This is a genomic window from Nitrospira sp., from assembly GCA_029194535.1.
GTDB lineage: Bacteria > Nitrospirota > Nitrospiria > Nitrospirales > Nitrospiraceae > Nitrospira_C.
Window position 1 is genome coordinate 507,475 of record JARFXR010000002.1, and the last position, 19,078, is coordinate 526,552.

The 19,078-nt window shown below is 60.4% G+C and carries 16 protein-coding genes and 1 riboswitch; of the genes, 5 read left to right on the top strand and 11 right to left on the bottom strand.

The window, feature by feature from the left end:
- Positions 1-71 precede the first annotated feature (71 nt).
- The 7 genes from P0111_13895 to P0111_13925 all read right to left on the bottom strand — a co-directional run bounded on the left by P0111_13895 (position 72) and on the right by P0111_13925 (position 6,944).
- Entirely contained in the window at positions 72-845 is a 774-nt protein-coding gene (locus tag P0111_13895) for a proteasome subunit alpha (protein MDF0645117.1), read from the bottom strand.
- A 106-nt stretch (positions 846-951) separates the two neighbouring features.
- A complete protein-coding gene (locus P0111_13900) occupies positions 952-1,146 on the bottom strand; it encodes a ubiquitin-like protein UBact (GenBank protein MDF0645118.1) in 195 nt (64 codons plus the stop codon).
- Positions 1,143-2,681 (bottom strand): proteasome accessory factor PafA2 family protein, encoded by a 1,539-nt coding sequence (locus P0111_13905; protein MDF0645119.1) that lies wholly within the window; start codon positions 2,679-2,681, stop codon positions 1,143-1,145. Before P0111_13905 ends, P0111_13900 begins: the two co-directional genes overlap by 4 nt.
- Positions 2,682-2,706: 25 nt before the next feature.
- A complete protein-coding gene (locus P0111_13910; GenBank protein ID MDF0645120.1) occupies positions 2,707-4,401 on the bottom strand; it encodes an AAA family ATPase in 1,695 nt (564 codons plus the stop codon).
- A 115-nt stretch (positions 4,402-4,516) separates the two neighbouring features.
- Positions 4,517-5,644, bottom strand: a complete 1,128-nt coding sequence (locus P0111_13915; protein MDF0645121.1) for a trypsin-like peptidase domain-containing protein — start codon at positions 5,642-5,644, stop codon at positions 4,517-4,519.
- 5 nt (positions 5,645-5,649) lie between these two features.
- Entirely contained in the window at positions 5,650-6,072 is a 423-nt protein-coding gene (locus P0111_13920) for a secondary thiamine-phosphate synthase enzyme YjbQ (GenBank protein MDF0645122.1), read from the bottom strand.
- 2 nt (positions 6,073-6,074) lie between these two features.
- Entirely contained in the window at positions 6,075-6,944 is an 870-nt protein-coding gene (locus P0111_13925) for a hypothetical protein (protein MDF0645123.1), read from the bottom strand.
- Positions 6,945-7,118: 174 nt separating this feature from the next.
- Here P0111_13925 and P0111_13930 point away from each other — a divergent pair, with 174 nt between their 5' ends.
- The 4 genes from P0111_13930 (at position 7,119) to P0111_13945 (ending at position 12,271) form a co-directional block, all read left to right on the top strand.
- Positions 7,119-7,763 (top strand): hypothetical protein, encoded by a 645-nt coding sequence (locus P0111_13930; GenBank protein MDF0645124.1) that lies wholly within the window; start codon positions 7,119-7,121, stop codon positions 7,761-7,763.
- Complete coding sequence (locus P0111_13935) at positions 7,739-8,188, top strand: HIT family protein (GenBank protein ID MDF0645125.1); 450 nt, start codon at positions 7,739-7,741, stop codon at positions 8,186-8,188. Before P0111_13930 ends, P0111_13935 begins: the two co-directional genes overlap by 25 nt.
- Before the next feature lie 106 nt (positions 8,189-8,294).
- Positions 8,295-9,605, top strand: coding sequence for a tetratricopeptide repeat protein (locus P0111_13940; protein MDF0645126.1), 1,311 nt, complete (start codon positions 8,295-8,297; stop codon positions 9,603-9,605).
- Between the two features lie 23 nt (positions 9,606-9,628).
- A complete protein-coding gene (locus P0111_13945) occupies positions 9,629-12,271 on the top strand; it encodes a sigma 54-interacting transcriptional regulator (protein ID MDF0645127.1) in 2,643 nt (880 codons plus the stop codon).
- On the opposite strand, the gene P0111_13950 is transcribed toward P0111_13945, so the two are convergent.
- From P0111_13950 to P0111_13960, 3 genes are all read right to left on the bottom strand, one after another.
- Positions 12,268-13,470 (bottom strand): cation:proton antiporter, encoded by a 1,203-nt coding sequence (locus tag P0111_13950; GenBank protein MDF0645128.1) that lies wholly within the window; start codon positions 13,468-13,470, stop codon positions 12,268-12,270. The genes P0111_13945 and P0111_13950 overlap by 4 nt on opposite strands.
- 85 nt (positions 13,471-13,555) lie before the next feature.
- Positions 13,556-13,620, bottom strand: a riboswitch (Fluoride riboswitch).
- Between the two features lie 191 nt (positions 13,621-13,811).
- Complete coding sequence (locus P0111_13955) at positions 13,812-15,383, bottom strand: glycosyltransferase family 87 protein (GenBank protein MDF0645129.1); 1,572 nt, start codon at positions 15,381-15,383, stop codon at positions 13,812-13,814.
- Between the two features lie 321 nt (positions 15,384-15,704).
- Positions 15,705-17,252 carry a right-handed parallel beta-helix repeat-containing protein gene (locus P0111_13960; GenBank protein MDF0645130.1) on the bottom strand — a complete coding sequence of 516 codons (1,548 nt, stop codon included), beginning with the start codon at positions 17,250-17,252 and terminating at the stop codon, positions 15,705-15,707.
- A gap of 941 nt (positions 17,253-18,193) precedes the next feature.
- Between P0111_13960 and P0111_13965 the strand changes: the two genes are divergently transcribed.
- Positions 18,194-18,391: a hypothetical protein gene (locus P0111_13965; GenBank protein MDF0645131.1), complete on the top strand. Its 198-nt coding sequence runs from the start codon at positions 18,194-18,196 to the stop codon at positions 18,389-18,391.
- Positions 18,392-18,569: 178 nt separating this feature from the next.
- Here the strand turns inward: P0111_13965 and P0111_13970 are convergent, their stop codons facing one another.
- Positions 18,570-19,076 (bottom strand): hypothetical protein, encoded by a 507-nt coding sequence (locus P0111_13970; protein MDF0645132.1) that lies wholly within the window; start codon positions 19,074-19,076, stop codon positions 18,570-18,572.
- Positions 19,077-19,078 lie beyond the last annotated feature (2 nt).

Below are 19,078 nucleotides of genomic sequence, written 5' to 3' on the forward strand. Positions count from 1 at the left end.
GGCTCCTACTCGACAAGCGTCGCGGATACCCCTGAATCTCCGGCTTGCTCCGAGGCCCCGGGATCCCGGGCTCAGGCTCGACGGCTCACGCCGGCTTCGAACGTCTGCTTGAGATCCGCATCCGGCACCGTGCGGACTCCGTCCTGTGTGATCAGCTTAATGACCGGATAGAGATTGGCTTCGCGATTCACCCCGCCGGTCGCCGAATCAAATTCAGCCGCGCAGGTCAACAGCCGCAAGGCTTGAATCGCCGCCTGCTCTTCCACCATGCCGCTCAACGGCTGCTCGCTCCAGGTGTTCAGATAGTGAAGTATCCCTCGAATCGTAGGCGAACCGGAGCCCGACACGGCATACTCGACGCCTTCGAATTCCGCCCCCAGGATATCGTAGAAATACGTCTTCGCCACTCCCTGATCGACGTCATAGCCGGCGAAGATGGGCGCCACCGCTCCCGTTCCGGCAAGCGCCGCCGCCACATTTTCCTTGAGCAACTTGGACAGCGCCCGCAACTTTCCCTCGAAGCTCAATTCCTGAAGCTGCGTCCGCCGATAGTACTTAAACGAATGTTCCAGAATGCGGGCCATTTCATACGCCGTGGCCGGCACTCCGGCAATCGCCATGACGCTGTGCCGGTCGATCTCGAGCACCTTGTCGGTCCGATCGTACATCACCATGTTGCCGGCCGTGGCACGGCGGTCTCCGGCGACCAGGACGCCGTCCCGATATCTGAAGGCCAGAATCGTCGTGGCCGTTGGAATCTCGACGTCCGACGCCGCGGCGGCGGGCAGGCCGAATTGATAGCCCTGTTCCTTCAGCAGTTGAAAAAAATCTCCCTGCATCCCCATCTTTTCACCTAGTCCTGAGTTACAAGTGCTGAGGACTGAGTATTGAGCCGAAGCCGCATTCCTCTACTCGCTTCTTGCTCAGCACTCAGAACTCAGCACTGCTTCACTACTGACCTGTCCTCTGCCGATACCGTTCCGCTTGTTTCGGATCGACCTTGCGCATGCGTTTCATCAGATTGTCCGTCTCCGGCGATCCGGTATCGGGACGCCGAGGACCTCGTTCCTCTTCGGAAGGACCGGGCCCCTTCGGCATCGGGTCCGCCGGCCCTTCGCGGCGTTCGGGCGTCATCACGTTGCTCATGGTTCAGTATCCTTTCTTGCATCCCAGACATCGAGCGCCTCGGCCGGCGAAGACGCAGCCTGGAAGACCTCCGTGCAGCGCAAGACGGCCTCCGGTTCGAACAAATCGCTCATATCCAGCACCCTCGACCGAAACCCGCCGGTGAACTGAATCCGTTCCCACTGCATGCCCTTAATCTGGTCGGGAAACCGGCGCACACAGAGGCCTCGCAATCCACCCCTGGTATCGCGCGGTCCTGATGACAGCGATTGCTCGACGTCCTTCTCAGTCGTCAACCGCCAGGCCTTGCCTTCCGCTTCAAGCCCCAGAAAGAGTCCCCGCTCGGGATTGACATTGTGATATTCCAGATCCAAGCTTGCCAGCCAGGGATCATCCCAGCCGATCCGCTCTTCGCGGACGAACGTTTCCAACAGCCATTGTTTGGTCACCCAGTCCAGCTTTCCCACCAATTGGCTTCGCTCGCCGTTCAGTTGACACAGGACGTTCTCCCACTCCGCCAAGATCCAGTCCGTCTCCGGATCGGATCCCGACAGTGTCCGACGGGCCGCGGCCAGGTATTCCTCCTGAATGTCGAGCCCAGAAAGAGCCGAGCCCTGTTGCCGGCGCACCCTGACCTTGAGGTCCGCATCCCGCGAAATCTGCTTGATCGCCGAGACCGGTGACTCCAATTCAAGATCCGGCGCCGCATCGCGGGCGATCAACTCCAACACCAGCCTGGTCGTGCCGACCTTGAGCGCCGTCGCATACTCACACATGTTGGCGTCGCCCAAGACGAGATGGAGGCGCCGGTATTTCCGGGCATCCGCGTGCGGTTCGTCGCGGGTGTTCAGGATGGGCCGGTTGTGCATGGTATCGACGCTCAGATCCGTCTCCATGAAATCAGCGCGCTGCGACAGCTGGTAGGGGCCCGCCACGAACCCAGACTCCTGGGCTTCCGTGCCCACTTTCCCCGATCCGGCAATGATCTGGCGGCTCACGAGAAACGGCAACAGGCCCGACACCAAGGCGGCAAAGGACACGGTTCTGGGCACCAAATAGTTGTCGTGACAGCCGTAGCTGTGCCCGTGGAAATCGGTGTTGTTCTTGTAGAGGTGAACGTGAGCTCCGCCGAGACTCCGGTTCCGGCGATCGGCTGCCCGTTGAAGGACGCGCTCCCCCGCTCGGTCTTGAGCCACTAGGTCCTTCAAGGTCCGGCACTCCGGCGTCGAATATTCGGGGTGCGTATGATCGTTATAGAACCGCGCGCCGTTCGGCAACACGAGGTCGCTCTTCATCTCATGAAAGGAAAACGGCCGATGGGCGTCGACCTTTGCGAACTCGTCCTCTTCCCGGTCCTGTTGCAATCCCGACACGCGAAATCCGCGCGCATCCTCATGCGGATCCTCCCCCGCATAGTCCCAGCGCCGCTCGAACGACGCCGTGAGGTGCGCCCGCACCAACTCCATCGATTCGACCACGGGATCCATCTGCTCCAGGTCGTCCCTGGCAATCCCGTATTCGGTTTCGATCCCGAACAGCCGCACAGACACCGGCATACCCGTCAAACCTCGTCCTGGCTCGTCAAATGATTTGGTTCACGGCTCGCTCTTCCGTTGGCCGCCCGCGGCGGAACGAGGAGATCCCCACAACTTGCTCGGGGTGGTGATCGAGGAGCTTGAGCCATTCTTCGGCGGCATCGTCAGGCGGCAGCATCTCGCCTTCGCGAAATTCTTCCGCCGTTGCATCCAACAGATCCTGCGCCGTCATGCCGGCAGGCCGCCCTGCTTGGATCGTCCGATCGATCGCCTTCTCCTTGGCCCGTTGAACGACGGACGCCAGAATCGCTCCGCTGATAAGGTCGCTGCGATAGAGCACCTGATGCTGCCCGTTGCGCAACCGGATCGACAGCAGCCGATTGTCATCTGTTCGCTTGAACAGGGTGTCGATGACCTCCTGGGCCAGCCAGGCCGACACTCCGACCGCATCGCCGCCCCGTTCGTCCAGCACCGCCTGATCGAACGGCAGATCCGATGTCAGATAGACTTTGAGAATCTCGGTGGACGCTTCGCGGTTCGGCCGGCGCACCTTGATCTTCCGGTCGATGCGGCCGGGCCGCAGCACGGCCGGATCGATCAGGTCGGGCCGGTTCGACGCTAGAATGATGACCACGTCCTGCAACGACTCGATCCCGTCCATCTCGCTGCAGAACATCGGCACAAGGGTGTTGGAGATGTTGAAGGATCGCATCGCACGCCTGGTGCCCAGGATGGATTCCGCCTCATCGATGAAAATAAACGGCAACGCCCCTTCCTTGCGCCGAGCCCGGGCCTGGGCGAAGAGGTCGCGGACCATCCGCTCCGATTCTCCCAACCACATGTTCAGAATTTCCGGTCCCTTCACGTGGAGGAACGCCCCGGTCACGACCGGCGGGCGGCGATCGTCAACTGCAGCCTGCTGTTTGGATTCCCCGACCAGTTTCGCCAGACTGCCGGCCGCAGCCTGTCCGATCAATGTTTTGCCGCAACCGGGTGGGCCGTACAACAGAAATCCCTTGGGTTGCGAGAACTTGAACTTCTCAAAGGTCTCCCTGTGCAACAACGGGTATTCGATCGCCTTCCTGATCGCGGTGATCGCATCTCGCTGTCCGCCGATCTGCTCCCACGTCACGGCCGGCACTTCATCCAGCACATGCCGGGTGGCCTTGCGCTCCTCGAGCTTCTCGATGGCGATCCGATGGCTGGGATCGATCCGGATTTCGTCGCCCGCCTTCAGCTCGACCCCCGCGAGGTCGCTCGACCGTTGTAAAACCAGGGCTTGTCGGCCCATCTCCTGCTCGAAGCGCAACCGTCCGTCGGTCATGGCTTCGGCCAATTTCAAGACGGGTCCGTTCCGGTCATAGCCCAGCGTCTTGATCACGGCATAGGCTTCGTTCACCAAAATCTGTGTGCCGATCTTGAGATCCTGCGCCGGCACGCGGGGATCGACGTTGGCATAGTACTCGGCCCCGCCGATGAGAATCCTGGCCAATCCTTCGCCTGGTCGGTCGAGCAACGTCCCGATCCGGTTGGCGGGCGCCGTCAGCTTCGCCACGACTTCGCTCACCTTCTTGAATTCGGCCTCGCGTTGCTGGTTCGCCGTCTGAGCGAGCATCACCGCATGCCGCACCTTGTACAGCAGCTTCCGACGGGGATCCGCTTCGGTAAACGACGCGAGACATTCTTCGATCAGTTCCAACGGATCCGTACCGGCCTGCTTCTTGTCGGCTGAGTCATCCATGTTGTTCCTGGACGGTTCAAAACCTGAATCGGGCGACCGACGGTCACTCATTCCTGTTCCTCCACGCTGATCGAATGCCTGATCCTACCATAGAGATGTTCGACAATGCCGCCATTCAATTCACCGCTTGAAGGCTCACCGCGACCTGTTGTTTGCGATTCCCTCGCAAGATTTCCACGATTACGCGATCACCGACTTTACGCGTTTCCATCACGTCCATGAGGTCGTCGACCGTCGAAACCGTTTTCCCGTCGACGGAGGTGATAATGTCGCCGAGTTCTACCCGTCCGGGGGAAGTTTCCCGTGCACCTTGGAGCCCGGCCTTCTCCGCGGCCCCGCCCCGTGACACCTTGCCGACGATCAAGCCCTTCACTCCCCAGCGTTTCGCCACCGCATCCGGAACAAGCGACACGCCCAGCCCGGGACGGATGAGTTTTCCGTGCTTGATCAGCTCCGGCACGATCCGGTTGACCGTATCAACAGGAACGGCGAACCCGATGCCGGCGTAGGCGCCGCTCGGACTGATGATTTGCGTATTGACGCCGATCAAACGACCGCTGCTGTCGAGCAACGGACCGCCGGAGTTGCCCGGGTTGATGGCGGCGTCGGTTTGGACGACCCCTTCGATCGTCCGATTCGACATCGATTTGATTGTGCGCCCCAAGGCGCTGACGACGCCGGTGGTCAGCGTATGGTCCAATCCGAACGGGTTGCCGATCGCCAACACCTTCTGCCCGACGCGCAGATCGTTCGACGTGCCCACCGCGAGCGGCTCCAGAGAACCTTCCGTGAACTGAATTTGCAAGACCGCCAGATCATGATCCGGATCCGCCCCGATCAGGACGGCCTTGTACTCGGATCGGTCGGCCAACGTCACTTTGATCGAGTGCGCGCCGTAAATGACGTGAAAGTTGGTGACGATGTGTCCTTGCTTGTTCCACACGAACCCCGACCCCGATCCCTGCGGTACCTCCATCGTATTGAAGGACCAGAAGTCCTGTTGGATGGCGGTATTCGAAATGAAGACCACGGACTTGGTCGCCCGTTCGAAGACGGCCATGGTCGCCCGTTCGTCCGGCGACAGCTCAGTCGGACCAGGCATCACCGGTCGAGGCTTTCCCTCGACCCCGTCATAGGCCGACCCGAGCGGCTTTCCCCACTCCGCAGCCGGAACGGCAGCAGCGTCGAGAAGCACGCCGATCGCAGCCAGCGCGGCAATGATCAGGAGAAGGCCGGAGCGCAACGGGACTATTCCCCCATGATTTGGATGATGAGTTCGCGCGTGCGGGCTCGAGTATCGAAATCAACGACGACGATCTGCTGCCAGGTCCCCAACAGCAATGCGCCGGAGGCAAAGGGAACGGTAATCGAAGGCCCCTGCAGTTGCCCGCGCAAATGACTGTGCCCGTTGTCCTCTCCGGTGTTGCGGACATTGTGCTGCCAGGTCGGGTCCGCGGGAACTGCCCGATCCCAGAACGTTTGCGTGTCCGCTCGGATGCCCGGCTCGTCTTCAATGATCATGACCGACGCGGTGGTGTGCCGGACGAACACCGTCGCGATGCCGGCCGCCAGCTTTGACTCCGACAGCGCCTCCTGTACCACCTTGGTCACGTTTTCGATCTGCGTGTCGCCGCGCATCGCCAGACGGACGGGAACGGTCTTGACGGCCATGCTCAGCTCCTCAGGCGGCGGAGAAGTTTACGGTCCGCCGGGGTGAGCCGACGCCCGCGCGCCTCCGCCAGCACCTTGTCGAAGACCCCGTCCGCAGCCAGGCGCTTGAGCGCACGCAGGACTTCGGCGCTCAGAATCCCTTCCCGCTGCAGCGCGGCGAGATAGGTAAACGCTTCGGGAATCGTTTCCTTCCGTCGCACATAATAATCCCGGCCCCGCCGCTGGTTGCTGTACGCTTCAAATTGTTCGCAGGCCACCAGCACTTCCGCCAGTTGCCTGACCCAGGGTTTGGCCCCGGCGAGCTTTTCCGGATAATAATAGTAGAGCATCACCGCCTGCATCCAGGGCTCCCATCGGATGCCCAGCCGCTTGATCGCCGAACGGACGGTGCGAAGCCGGCGGGCCAGGCGGCGGGCATAGCCCAGTCGCATTTCGACCTGTTCCACCGCCCAGGGGGTCATGTCGACCCCGTCTGCTTCCAACTCCCGCCGATAGCGGGAGAGGAAGGCTTCGGTCTCGCGTCCATAGACGGTCTCCGGATGTATGGTCCGCCATTCGCGCGGTCTCGTAGGGATCCCGTGCGCCTTGGCCCAAGACCAGATCTTTCCGAAGAGTCGGCGATCCAAGCCGGCTCGGCCCAAGTCGTGCAAAAGACAGGCGATCTGATATTGGCGCACGCGCTCGGGGCCGTGACCCAGCTCTGCGGCGACGGCCGCGCACATCTTGGCCGTCCGCACCGCATGCGGGCGATCATAGCCTCGGATCGTCTTGCCTCTCTGGCGGGGATGCGGATAATCGTAGAGCCGAAGCAGTCCAGAAACCAGCGCCTGCGGAACGACCAACGGAGCGGACCTAAGCCTGGGTGGTCTCATAGACGGGAGCGACGGCCGCCGGAATCCTGCCTCGGATGCACGAGAATATCGTCGGCTGAAACAAGGTGTCAAGGTAAGGCCGTCGGGAAGGGCCTCGCTCAACCACCGGATCTTTGCTATCCTTTAGCCGATTCAACCGATCGGTACAGACTTATGGTCTTGACAGAGCACGCCATGCCTAGGACGCCTCGGTGTCTTGAACTGATCGCCGGTTGCTGGTTGGCAGCCATAGGGACGATCGTCACCGGTTTCTCCGAGACCGCTGCCTCGCCGATCGACCAACTGAGCGACCTGACCGGCAAGGTCTCCGCCGTGGTCACCCTCAAAGGGCGAGACAATTTCAACAGCGAGTACCGGTACGACGTCAGCGCCAAGAACCTGTCCTCCGATACCTTCGTCGGAGATTCCCTGTTCATCGTGCTCGACAAAGTGACCAACCTCGGCGGCGAGGAACGCGAAAATCTGAACAGCGATCCGATTTTGAGCCGCATGGAAGTGTTGGGCCAAGAGGGAGAGACCTCTGACGGACGGCCCTACTTCCGAATCCCATCCGGTGCCAATCCCGATCTCATTCCCTACAGCCAAAGTCTTCCCGCCAATGTCCGGCTCCGCAACAAGGACTACATGATCGTCTTTACCCCATCATTCAAGGTCTACGGAATCCGACGGCCTCCGCCCGAGCCCAAACAGCAGACCCAAACGCAGCCCGGTTCTCCCCGCAACCAAGCCCAGGATCGACAGACCGAGAAACTCATCCAGCTCTTGCTCAAGAAGGGAGTCATTACCGAGGAGGAATGGCGGAAGGCGAACCAACCGTGACCGATCCATCCTGTCGAGCCTGCGGAGGACGGTGGCCGGGCACCGATCACTTCATCGCGGACCTGGGGCTCTCCAACGCCTATCTGTACGATGATCAATACTTTCCGGGGTGGACGGTGGTCGTCTTCAAACGGCACGCGACTGAGTTGTTCCACCTGGCTCCCACGGAACGCATTCAACTGATGGAAGAAGTAAACGTGGCGGCCAAGGCTCTCGCCGATACCTTCGGAGCCAAGAAGATCAACTACGAATTGCTCGGCAACCAGCTCCCGCACATCCATTGGCATGTGATTCCCCGGTTGACGACAGACCCGGCTCCACTCGAACCGGTCTGGCGCGTCCCGCATGAACCGATTCGCTTGACCGGCGAAGACCTCCAGAAGCAGCTTCAATGCATCGCCCGAGCCATCGCCAGGCTGCGATAACCCGTACGGCGTCAATCCGGGTGCCGCACCGACCGGCTCCCCATCCTCACACCGGATGCTATAATGGTCCCGGCTGCCACACGGAGTCGGAGGGTCACAGTCTTTCATGCGTCGATCGGTTCCCGTGACCATTCTGGCCGCGTCCCTCGCGCTGCTGTTCCGGACCGGTCCTTCGTATTCCCAGATACCGGATGAGCCGACTGCTCCACCGTTCGTCGACAATTCACGCCTCGTTGACAGCCCACCGCTCGTCGAAAGCCCGCCGCCTGTCGAGAGCGTCCCGCTCCTGCCGGCACCGCCCCACGCGGAGCCTCTGACTCGGGAACCGCCGATGGACGAGCAGGAAGAGGATGCCGCGCTCGCCCTCAGCGATCTCCGCAACGCGGCCCGTCTGGCGCCCCAGAACGCGGAAAACCGCTTGAATCTCGCGCGGGGACTCTATCGAATCGGAGATCTCGACGCCGCGATCGAAGAATGCCGTGCCGCGATCAAGTTGAACGCCTCGGATCCGCAAGCGCACTTACAGCTTGGGGTGCTCCTTATGGCCAAGCAGGACTGGCGCGGAGCCTCGGCCGCGCTGAAGGAAGCCGTTCAGCTGGATTCCACGCTGGCTCATGCGCATTACAGCCTCGGCAGCGTGCAGTACACGGGCGGGAACGTGAAAGCGGCGATCGAGTCCTATCGACAGGCGCTGGAGCTGCAGCCGAACTTTCCCGATGCGCGCTATCGCCTGGCACTGCTGCTGAAGCTGATCAACCGCGGTGAGGAGGCGGCGCAATTCATGGAGGAAGCGGCGATCGGAGGCGTACCGCAGGCCCAATTCTTCCTCGGCAATGCCTACAAAGGCGGCCAGGGGGTTCAGAAGAATCTGGCCCTGGCGATCTACTGGTGGGCAAGAGCCGAGGAATTCGGTCATCAGGCCGCCGCGGAGGCCCTCTCGAAGACCAGGCGGTTGGCGTTGTCTGCCGATCAGCCGGAGCGGAAGCGCAAGGAGACACTCGATGCGTTTCAGGCCTATCGGGAGAGGTTGCGAGAGGAGTTTCCCGACCAAGTTCAGCAGATTCAGATGGAAGACGGCGAGACCCTCGGCATGACACTCCTGAAGCAGAATCGGACTGACGCGGCCGTTCCTGTCCTCTTGAAGGAAGCCTATGCACTCAGCGAGGCGGCACAGGCTGCATTGGCCAAACTGTACGAGATGGGATGGGACCAGCAGCTGCCACCCTATGATCCCGCCTTGCTCGCCTGCTTCGAGACGACGGCGGCCGACGGCTTCGCTCCCGCGAAAAAGACCGTCGCGCGCATCTACGGCAAGGGTCTCGGCACCGCGCCGGATCTTCGGAAGGCCAAGGCGGCGTTGAAAGGGCTCCCGAAGCAGGAGGTGAAAGCCCTGCTCGATGAGTTCGCGACACCATAGCCCACATTCAGGCCAGGTACAGAATGGACGACATCAAACTCTGGCGCCTCTTCATCACGTCGCGACCGCTCCAGGTGCCGGCGATCGGTCTGCTCGCTACGCTGTGCGCTCTCCTGCTTCAGACCCTGATGCCGGCGACCTTCACGACCCTGGAATGGGCTCCGTATGACATGTGGCTCCGGCATCGAACCTCAGTCCAGGTCAGCCCCTCCTTAATCATCCTGCTACGGGACCCGGCAATTGACGATCGGTTCGGCACCGGTCCCTTAGATCGAAGCCTGCTCGCGACCCTGATCACGGTTGCGCATGACGCGGGAGCGGCGGCCATCGGCCTCGACCATCGACTCGATTATGCCAGTCCGACACAGCTGGGCGGCGCGGCAAGCGACGCGCTGCTTCTGGAAGCGATTGAGACGGCCGGTCCCGTGGTCTTCGTTCAAGGGCTGGACTCGAGGTTGTACTCCGACGCGGCCATCCCGAGCCATGTCCTGGTGACGACCCAGCTGGATCACGTGACGCGCCACGTTCCCCTGTTGGCCTCGGTCAACGCGCGGACTCTACCGGCTTTCGGTTCGATCCTGTATGACCTGTCCCGGCAACGGTCGGCGCCGACAGCGGAAGCCTTGGTGACGTCGGCAGGACCCCCGGCCTTGGTCAATGTGGTCGGCAACGGATCGCTGGACGCTCTCCCGACGGTGCCGCTGTCGGCCGTCTGGAAAGCAGCGCGGCAACAGGATCAGGCCGCCCTCGAGACCTGGTTCAAGGACAAGATCGTTGTCATCCTGACCGGCGTTGCTGCACAGGACATCTGGCTCCTGCCCACAGGCCTGTCGGTGAACGGCACGGTCATGCACCTCCACCTGCTCAATAGCCTGCTCACCCAGCGACCAATGGCCAACCTCGGGGGGCTTGCCCAATCGGTCGTCGCGTTGGTGGTAGCCTCTCTGGTCGGCTGGTGTCTGTTGCGCTTTCAAGGATGGACCGGACTCCTGGCCGCCGGAGCGACGGTCGCGCTGTATTTCGCCATGCTCGGCGCGGCGCTGCCGGTGACGCACCTCGTCCTTCCCGCGGCGCTGCCGCTGACCGCATGCCTGTTTGTCGTGATGGGCAGCACCGCGTGGACACATTTGACCGCGAGCCAGCGCCTGGTGCTGCTTGAGCGAGACATGCTGCGCATCCGGCAGGACGAGGCCGCGGTGAGAGAATCCTTGACCCGTCACGAGAGCCGGTCCGAGGGGCTGCAGGAGGATCTGGAGGCGGCAAGGGCGGCAGCGGCCAGATCGGCCGGAGAGCAGGAAGGCTTATCCCTCGCAGCCGAATCCTTGCGGGATGAATTGGCCACCGTTCAAGCGCAAGAGCAGGAAGCTCGCCGGCGACTCGAGCAACTTGAGCGACAGCTTCACGACCTCCGCGAGGCCGGCGTGCAGACCGGATCGCTCGGCGATGCGGAACTCGATCAACTTCGATCGGAAAGCCGGCAGCTCGGCATCGTGACCCAGCATCCGGCATTGCTTCGACTGTTCCACGACGTCAAGAAAGGGGCTAGATCCTCTCTCACCGTGCTGCTCCTCGGCGAGCCGGGAACCGGCAAGGAACTGTTCGCGCGAGCCGTTCACCGCCTCAGCCCGAGAGCCGGGAAGACCTTCATTGCGGTGAACATGGCCGCCATCTCCCCCGAGTTGTTTGAGAGCGAGCTCTTCGGCCACACCAAGGGCAGCTTTACAGGAGCGACGTCCGACCGTCGCGGCTATTTTGAGCTTGCCGACCACGGAACGATCTTCCTGGATGAAATCGGCGATCTCCGGCTCGATCATCAGAGTAAATTACTGCGGGTGGTTCAGGAAAGGTCGTTCTACCGGGTCGGGGCGACCACGCCCACGACCGTAGATGTCCGCATCGTTGCGGCGACCAACCGGGATCTGCAGCGAGGGGTATCGGAAGGCTGGTTCCGCGAGGATCTGTATTTCCGGCTGACCGGGTTGGTCTTCCGGTTGCCGCCGCTACGCGAGCGTTCCGGCGATATCGCGCCCCTGGCCGAAGCGGCTCTCGCCGACATCGCACGACAACTGGGACGGCCGGCGCCAAAGCTCTCCAACGACGCGCTTCGGACCTTGACTGAGTATTCGTGGCCGGGCAACGTCCGCGAGCTTCGCCACACGTTGGAACGGGCCGTCGCATTGAGTGATCAGCCGATCCTCACGGCACCAGCGCTGCAGCTTGAACCGCGGAGTGCCCCGCTGCTCAAGGAACGCACCTCGCTCTTGCCGGATACGGCCGGCGACACGGCCGTGCTGGACTGTTTGAGACGACAGGACTTTGATATGCAGGCGACCGCCAAGGTATTGGGCTGGGACCGCAGCACCGTCACGCAGCGTTTGAAAGGCCTGTGCTTTCAGGCGCTCGTCGATGCCGACGGCGACCAGTCCAAGGCTGCGGCGAGCGTGGCCGGCGACCCGGGTCATATGAGGACCGTCGAACTCAAACTGACGGACTATTACCATCATCTGCTCTCGGTCATCGAACCCTGTTCCTCGCCGGACGAGGCCCTGGTCGAGTGCAAACGGCGATTCAAGAATCTGCCGGAGCGACACTTCCAATCGGTGGAAAGATTGGTCCGCCGGTGGTTCGCGCGAGACCACCGGTCGATGTCTCGTGCCTCCGGCTAGCCCTCGTCGCTCAATCCGTTGAGGCGATGTGCTTTCGCCGGTCGATCCCTGTCCGGAAGCAAATGGGTGGGAAGGAAGCACAGCCCGGCGATCAGCGTGGGCACGATGGCGCTCGCGATGACGGCGGCCACGAGGAAGGAATACTGTTCTTGCGTCACGATCCCGTGCGCCAATCCATAGAGGGATGAGATCGTCCCGAACGTCAAGCCGGTCGACATCAGAAGAGTGTAATACCACCGTTCGCGTCGTTCACGTCGGAAGACGCCGATCACCGGATAGAGGCCGAAGATTTTCGCGAGGACTTTGCCCGACAGCAGGCCGAAAAAGACCAGCGGAGCGGCCAACAGGGCCGGAAGGGAGACAAGCGTCCCCGCGCGAAGAAAATAAAACGGCGTGAGAAAGCCGACCGTCAGCGTCCGCAACCGTCTCATCCAATGTGCATCCCGTGCCGCAGTGCCCGCGAGCACCATGCCGACGAGATAAGCCGGAAGTACCGCTTCACTCCCCGACCACAAGGCCAGTGCGCCCAGTCCGAACAGGATCAGCATGATCCATTTCGTCCTGATCGCTGCGGTCCGATTGGCATAGTGACGGGTGAGCCAGGCCGTCGTGCCGGGCAGCGACGCCAAAACCGCGATGGTGCCCGCGACAAACACGAGGGTCTTGTAGGTGAAGGGCGCAAACAGCAGCCCCAGCGCAATCACCGTCCCCAAGTCATTGATGAAACAGGCGCCGAGAATCCCCTTCCCGAATTCCGTCTTATTCAGGCTCGTTTCCAACATGACCGCATAGACCACGGCCATGGAGGTCGTCGACAGGGCCACGCCACAGAGCCAACTGGCGTTGACATCCCATCCCAAGAGGTAATAGGCGACGGCCGCGCAGCCCAAAAACGGCGCGGCGAATCCTATAACCCCGACGATGCTCACCTCGGCCAGCTTATGACGGAGCACGTCGGGGTCCAGCTCTGCCCCGGCCAAGAAGGTCAGGACGACGGCGCCGGATGCGGCAAGAAACCGCAACCATTCCTTGTCGGCCTCCAGCACATCGCCAAGACCGAAGATTCCGACCAGGGCGGCAACACCGACCCCGACACAGATTTCGACCAACGCGACGGACAATCGCAATGAGGAAGCAAGAAGAGCGGATACGACGGCGAGGGCGAGCCACAGGGTCGCGGTGAGAAAGATCGATTCCATCGAAGGAGTCCTCCGTTCCGGCCGGGATTCACTTGCGCAGACCGGCTATCGCCACGACGGCGACAGACCCCACGGCTCCGGCGATGCGAACGTAGGAGTCATCAGCCTGGCCGTGGCGGTTATACGGGGGACCCCATCCCCTGCGTAGGCGTGGGGAGTATACGCGAACTTGGTAGGAATTGCCTCAGTGGACGTGAGCGGCTGCCTTGTCCAGGAGAGCCTTCGCCTGCTCGGTGATGAGCGTCTCGGCAGGGCTCATGAACGTCACTGCAAGGCCGCGGCCGTTTGCCCAGCCGGCACATCTTCCGAGGCCTGGAGTTTTCCCCTTGTGATCTGTTCCCTTAAGCGCCTTCACGGTTATCCATCTGCCGTAAGACGAGGAGCACGACAAATAAGACCAGCCCTCCGAAGAACATATGAGACCCAACAAGCCCTAACAAGGGAAACTTGTAGAACAGTCGGGGGCGGAGGAGGACGCTGGCGCACGCAATGTAACTGCAAGCAAAGATACCGCTGGTCACGCGTCCGAACGGTCGCATGATGATCGTGCTGGCAAGAGCCGCGGCAAAGATAGGCAGGAACGCACCATAGTGATGTTCCCAAGCGACTGGCGAAGCTAAGGTCACGCCGACGATGACGATCATCAGATCGAGCGGTCCAACTGAGTCTGTTCTATTGGAAGACCACGGTCTGAGAGCAAGCCCGAGCAAAATGAGCGAGCAGGCAATTGTCAGGAAGGACACTGTGGGGTGGAGTGGAGCATAACTGGAATTGAAAAAGTGCAAAGGATCGCCATTTTCCAGCAACCGATTCAATAATCCGTTCATGCTCTGATTGGCCCAGAATGCTTCACCTTGGCGGCCGATCCTTCCAAGCAGCTCAAGATATGAAGCCCAATTCGCATGTCCGTATCGGGCGACCGATAGCGCGCCGCCCAGCAATACCACGCTCGCCAAGCCCAGCGTGAACCGTCGTTGCCGTCGATAAAGAGACCATACAAGCAGCCAGCCATATTGGGGCTTGAACAAACAGCACAGTCCTATGCAAATCCCGCTGCAGGTCCTCCACCCAAGAAAATAGGCGAGGATAGCGAGAGCGATCAGGCAGCTGAGAAACGTTTGAGCCTGTCCGAGGGCGAGGCTTTTCAGGAGCGGGTAGTAGAAGAAACTTATGATGATGATGAGTAATCCCCTCAACACGCCCAATGGTGTGAGAAGCGAGGAGGAGCGCCTAGTGCTGAATCTGGCCAACTGCACTTCCAGCAGAAGCCATGAAGTGCCGATTGTGACAGAAAACGCAATCAGCGATAGGACCCAAAGGTAATAGCCTAGGGTCGCATGAATTTTCTCGCCTTCAATACTCGTCAGTTCTCTCGGGAGAAGATCTAAAAGAAGTAGCGATGAAGGAGGGTACTGAAACTTCTCCAACCCCCTACGCGTGAGATCATATAGACTCCGCATGGAGTCTTCCAACGAGGCGTTGTATGCCATCAGCATGGGAAGCCATGAGTCATTCCGCTTGTCGATATCTGAACCTAAAGCTAAACCTTCGACCCATTCGCGCACGATGGCTCCTGGCGCGGTCGCGTGAACAGATGATTGTACGTCCTCGCCTATCACGACTTGCCCGCCGACCTGAATGAAGGCAACAATGAAGTACAGCGCACAACCGACGGTCAGCCACAGTACCACCTGCCGATTAACGGAGAGCTTCGACGACAGGTGAAAAGCTCCGTTCTGCAACATGGGAGCCAAAGCCGGCGGGCCGGATTGTTTCGTAGTCATGACAGCTGTACCATCTTCTATTAGCAGTGTGTTGACAAACCCTGTGATGCCCTCGGAAATAGCGTCGTGCCTGAGATCACGGATGCCTTCAGCATACCCCGCAGGCTGTTCAGAAAGGCCGTCCAGCAAGGCCGCAGCGAGCGAAGAGGGGAAGCGTACTCTCCACCGTACGTTGAGCCTCTGAGCGATGCGAGAACGCCGCTGGCGGACTTTGTCAACAGCCTGTTAGCTAGGATTCCATCGCGCACGATTCGGACGGTGGACGTATAGCGCCCACACCAGCGTTCACCGCGCCTTGCGCAGTGGATACAACAATGCTCTGTTCAGCAACCCATCTCGCAACATTCCGTCAGGCATGGCAAAGTCATGTGCTCAGGGATATCCGGCTCAATGAACAGGCACGCCATGGAAAGAGCGGCATTGTGCTGGAACATTCTCCTTTTTACCAGTCTATTTTTTGGGGAGAGGGAACGGTGTCGGTGCCTGTGAGTTCGCGCCAACGGCGAAGCGTTTCCCATCGGGGAAATCAGCATTGGCTAGGCCGGCCACCGAGCCGCGATAGTTCCACTTGAGGGAGTTGCTGTAGGCATGGCGGTTGTATCCCGGAGGGTAGGGACCCTTCTGCCCACACAATCTACCGTCGTTGAAAAAGACCGGCCGGCGCAGGTTACTGCACGACGCCCACGATTCCGGTCCAGACCCCGGCCCCTCGCGGCCCAGCCAGATGAGGTTGTGATGGACTTTGAAATTGGCGCTGCCCTGATCGAGGTAGATTCCCGCGCCCATGTTCCACGGCTCCAGTTCATCGTGGATGATGTTGTAGGAAATATCGCCGGGATTGGTGTACGTGCCGCCGGCGGCGCCGAACGTGTAGAACATACCACCATCGCGCCTGAGAAGGTTCGCGTTGTAAAGCTCGTTGTGGTGGATCCATATCTTTCTGAAGGGTGTCGGGACTGCGCGTCCTGTGGAATTGAATTGCACGACATCACGTCCCAGGCCGATCGAAGACATTCCGGAGTTGTAAATGGTGTTAAAGCTGATCTCATGGCCGCCACGATCGGCGAGACCTGCTTCAACCGTACGGTCGACAGTGATCTCGATACAGCTGCTCCCTGGGGATAGCGCCCAGCCGCAATCGTGAATGACGTTGTTGGTAATCAGATGGCCCCGTCCAGTGACAACGAGGCCGCTTCTGGCGCTGTCGGCGATCACCGAGTTCTTCACGGTATTATGGTGACCGCCGAGGAAGATGCCGGCCTCGCCACGTTGAGGGCTTAAGTCCGTGAGTGCATCGTCAACAACGTGATTGACCTGGCTGACGAATGAAAACTTGACGCCATCGACCTCGCAGTATGAAGAACCGTTCATTTTCAGCGAGGCGCCGATCACCTCCAGATTTCGGATGGTAATGTAGGACTTTCCCGCCAGATCGAAGGCGAGCTGCCGTGCCTTGGCCTCGGCGGTCATGGAACTCGGGTCTTGACCTTGCGGCGGCCAGAGATAGAGGCTTCCATTCTTGACAACCCATTCCCCCGGCGCGTCCAATGCCGCGAGCACGCCGGAGATCGAGCCACGTCCAATCTCTGGCAACCAGCCATCGGTGGTGTTGTACCACTTCTCTACCAGAGGGGTCACGAAGAGGACACCTGAAGCCGAATGAGTGATGTCGGCCGTCTGAGCATGGTAGCTTTGGTAGTGCATGCCGGAGTACAGCGCTCCACTCCAGAAGTCCTCAGCCTGGCCGTTCAAAAGCTCGCTCGTCACGCGGTCGGTCGTGCCGGTTGGGATCGAGAACGCTCCCAAGGGAGGCCAGAGCGGACCGACCGGGACGGAATAGGCAAGGCCGGGCGAGGGTTCATTGGGAAACCGAGCCTCGGGCCGCACGACGCCACCGACGAACACCTGATCCTTCCCTCGGCCCATGCTCCAGGACATGGACGCTTTATAAATGCTTCCTTGATAGGGAGTGAAGCCGGAGACGATCTCGGTTCCCATGATGACGGCATGCTCGTTGGGATACACATCGAAGGTTATCGGCGCGCCCGCCGCTCCGGAGTTGGCCGGCGTGACGGTTTCGCGGTAGACCCCTCCACGAATGAGACCTGTGTCCCCCGCGCGCATCACATTCGCTGCCTTTTGGATTGTGCGAAAGGGCTGAGCCAGCGTACCGCTGTTGGAATCGTCCCCGGTCGTGGAGACATAATACGTAGCGCTTTCAGCCGAAGGCGCAGTGGCCGACTTGAGAGTCGCGGCCAAGCACAGAAGCACGATCAGGCACCCAAGCGCTATTCCTGAGTTTCTCCGAAGAAAATGGAACAACGCCCGGAGGTAACCCTTCCGAATCACGGTGTTCAGATACCTACCTATGATCATTTCTGCATATCACTCACGTGTGTCCCATACCGAGCCGATGCGGCAACCCCCTCAACCTGCAGGCTACAGTGATCCTCATCCCCTACAGTCCTCTTAGCGCCTGACCCATCCGCGTCGGGCCGCTCGGGGATCGCACGAGCAAATCAGGCACTCGCGGCTGCGTGAGAATTTACGGAACTAGACCCACTGCTGTCAAAGACGGGAGGCAACCCGTGTCCTCTCGCCGCCCACGCATTGACATACCGGGTGGCCCATTCTCCGTGAATCGAGATTTCCTGGAGGCGGAGATGCTGTCCAAAACACCTGAGGAACTGCCAAAGAAGACGCCGTTGGCGCAAAGGACGTAATTTCTGGTCCAGATCGATCCTCTTGTGGAGCCTCCAGAAGTGTCAGGTATTCTGGTCAGATGCTGTCCCAGATCCACTTCCCGGAACAGTTACCTTGGACAAACGCGGGTCACCCCCATGTTCGACTCCACGGGTGCAAAGCTGCGACTGTAAGAGTCATCAGCTTGGCCGTGGTTGTTATTACGGATTAAAACAGCGCGAGATCACAACCGAGCCTTGCGACGCATCGAGCAACTCCCGAATGCACAGCTCGGAAACAAAGCTGGAGACAAGCTGGACGTCTTGACGACCCTGGTCGAAGCTTATGAAGCGAAACACTATGCCATCTGCCCATCCGACCCCATCAGGGCCATCAAGTTTCGGATGGATCAACTCGGCATGCCGCGCAAAGATTTGGAAGCCTTGCTCGGCTAGCGCGGACGTGTTTCAGAAATCCTGACCAAGAAGCGTAACTTGTCTCTAGCAATGATCCGTCGGTTGCACCGGAAACTGCGCATTCCGCTGGCAAGCCTCATCGGCACAGCCGCCTGATATAAAGCGTCAAAGGAACCGGGGCCGACCCCTTAAATCTTCTCCCACTTTTCGCGGTCACCTACGCCAGCCTGGCGTTCCTCTGAGTCGCTCTACTTTTTCTTCCAGTGCGAGGACGACCCCTTTCTTGCGACCGACGGCCTGCGCGGATGGAAGCCGGCAAAAACACTGCTGGTGACACCCCGAATCTCGCAGCAAGTCTGGCTATTTGTCGGACATTCAAGTCACGCTTGCCTGAGAGGACTTCCGAGACGACGCCCTGACTGCCGATTTCTGGAAGATTCGACTGCGACAAGCCATGCTCGTCCATGAGGGTGCGGAGGACCGCAGGACCGGAGGTGTCCTGGACCAGTACATGGACCTCTTCGTAGGCTGCGATGGCAAGCGCCAGAGTTTCACCCAGATCGGCGAGAGGGTGTCGCTCTTGTTCGCCGATTTCGTCCACGATCTCGTCGAGAGCGGCGACCGCTCGATGATATTCCGTCTCTGTTCGCAATGGCCCGATGGGGATGTGCAGACGGAGGCGGCGGTAGTCGGCATTCGCTTCACGGATATATTTGGCAAGCATCG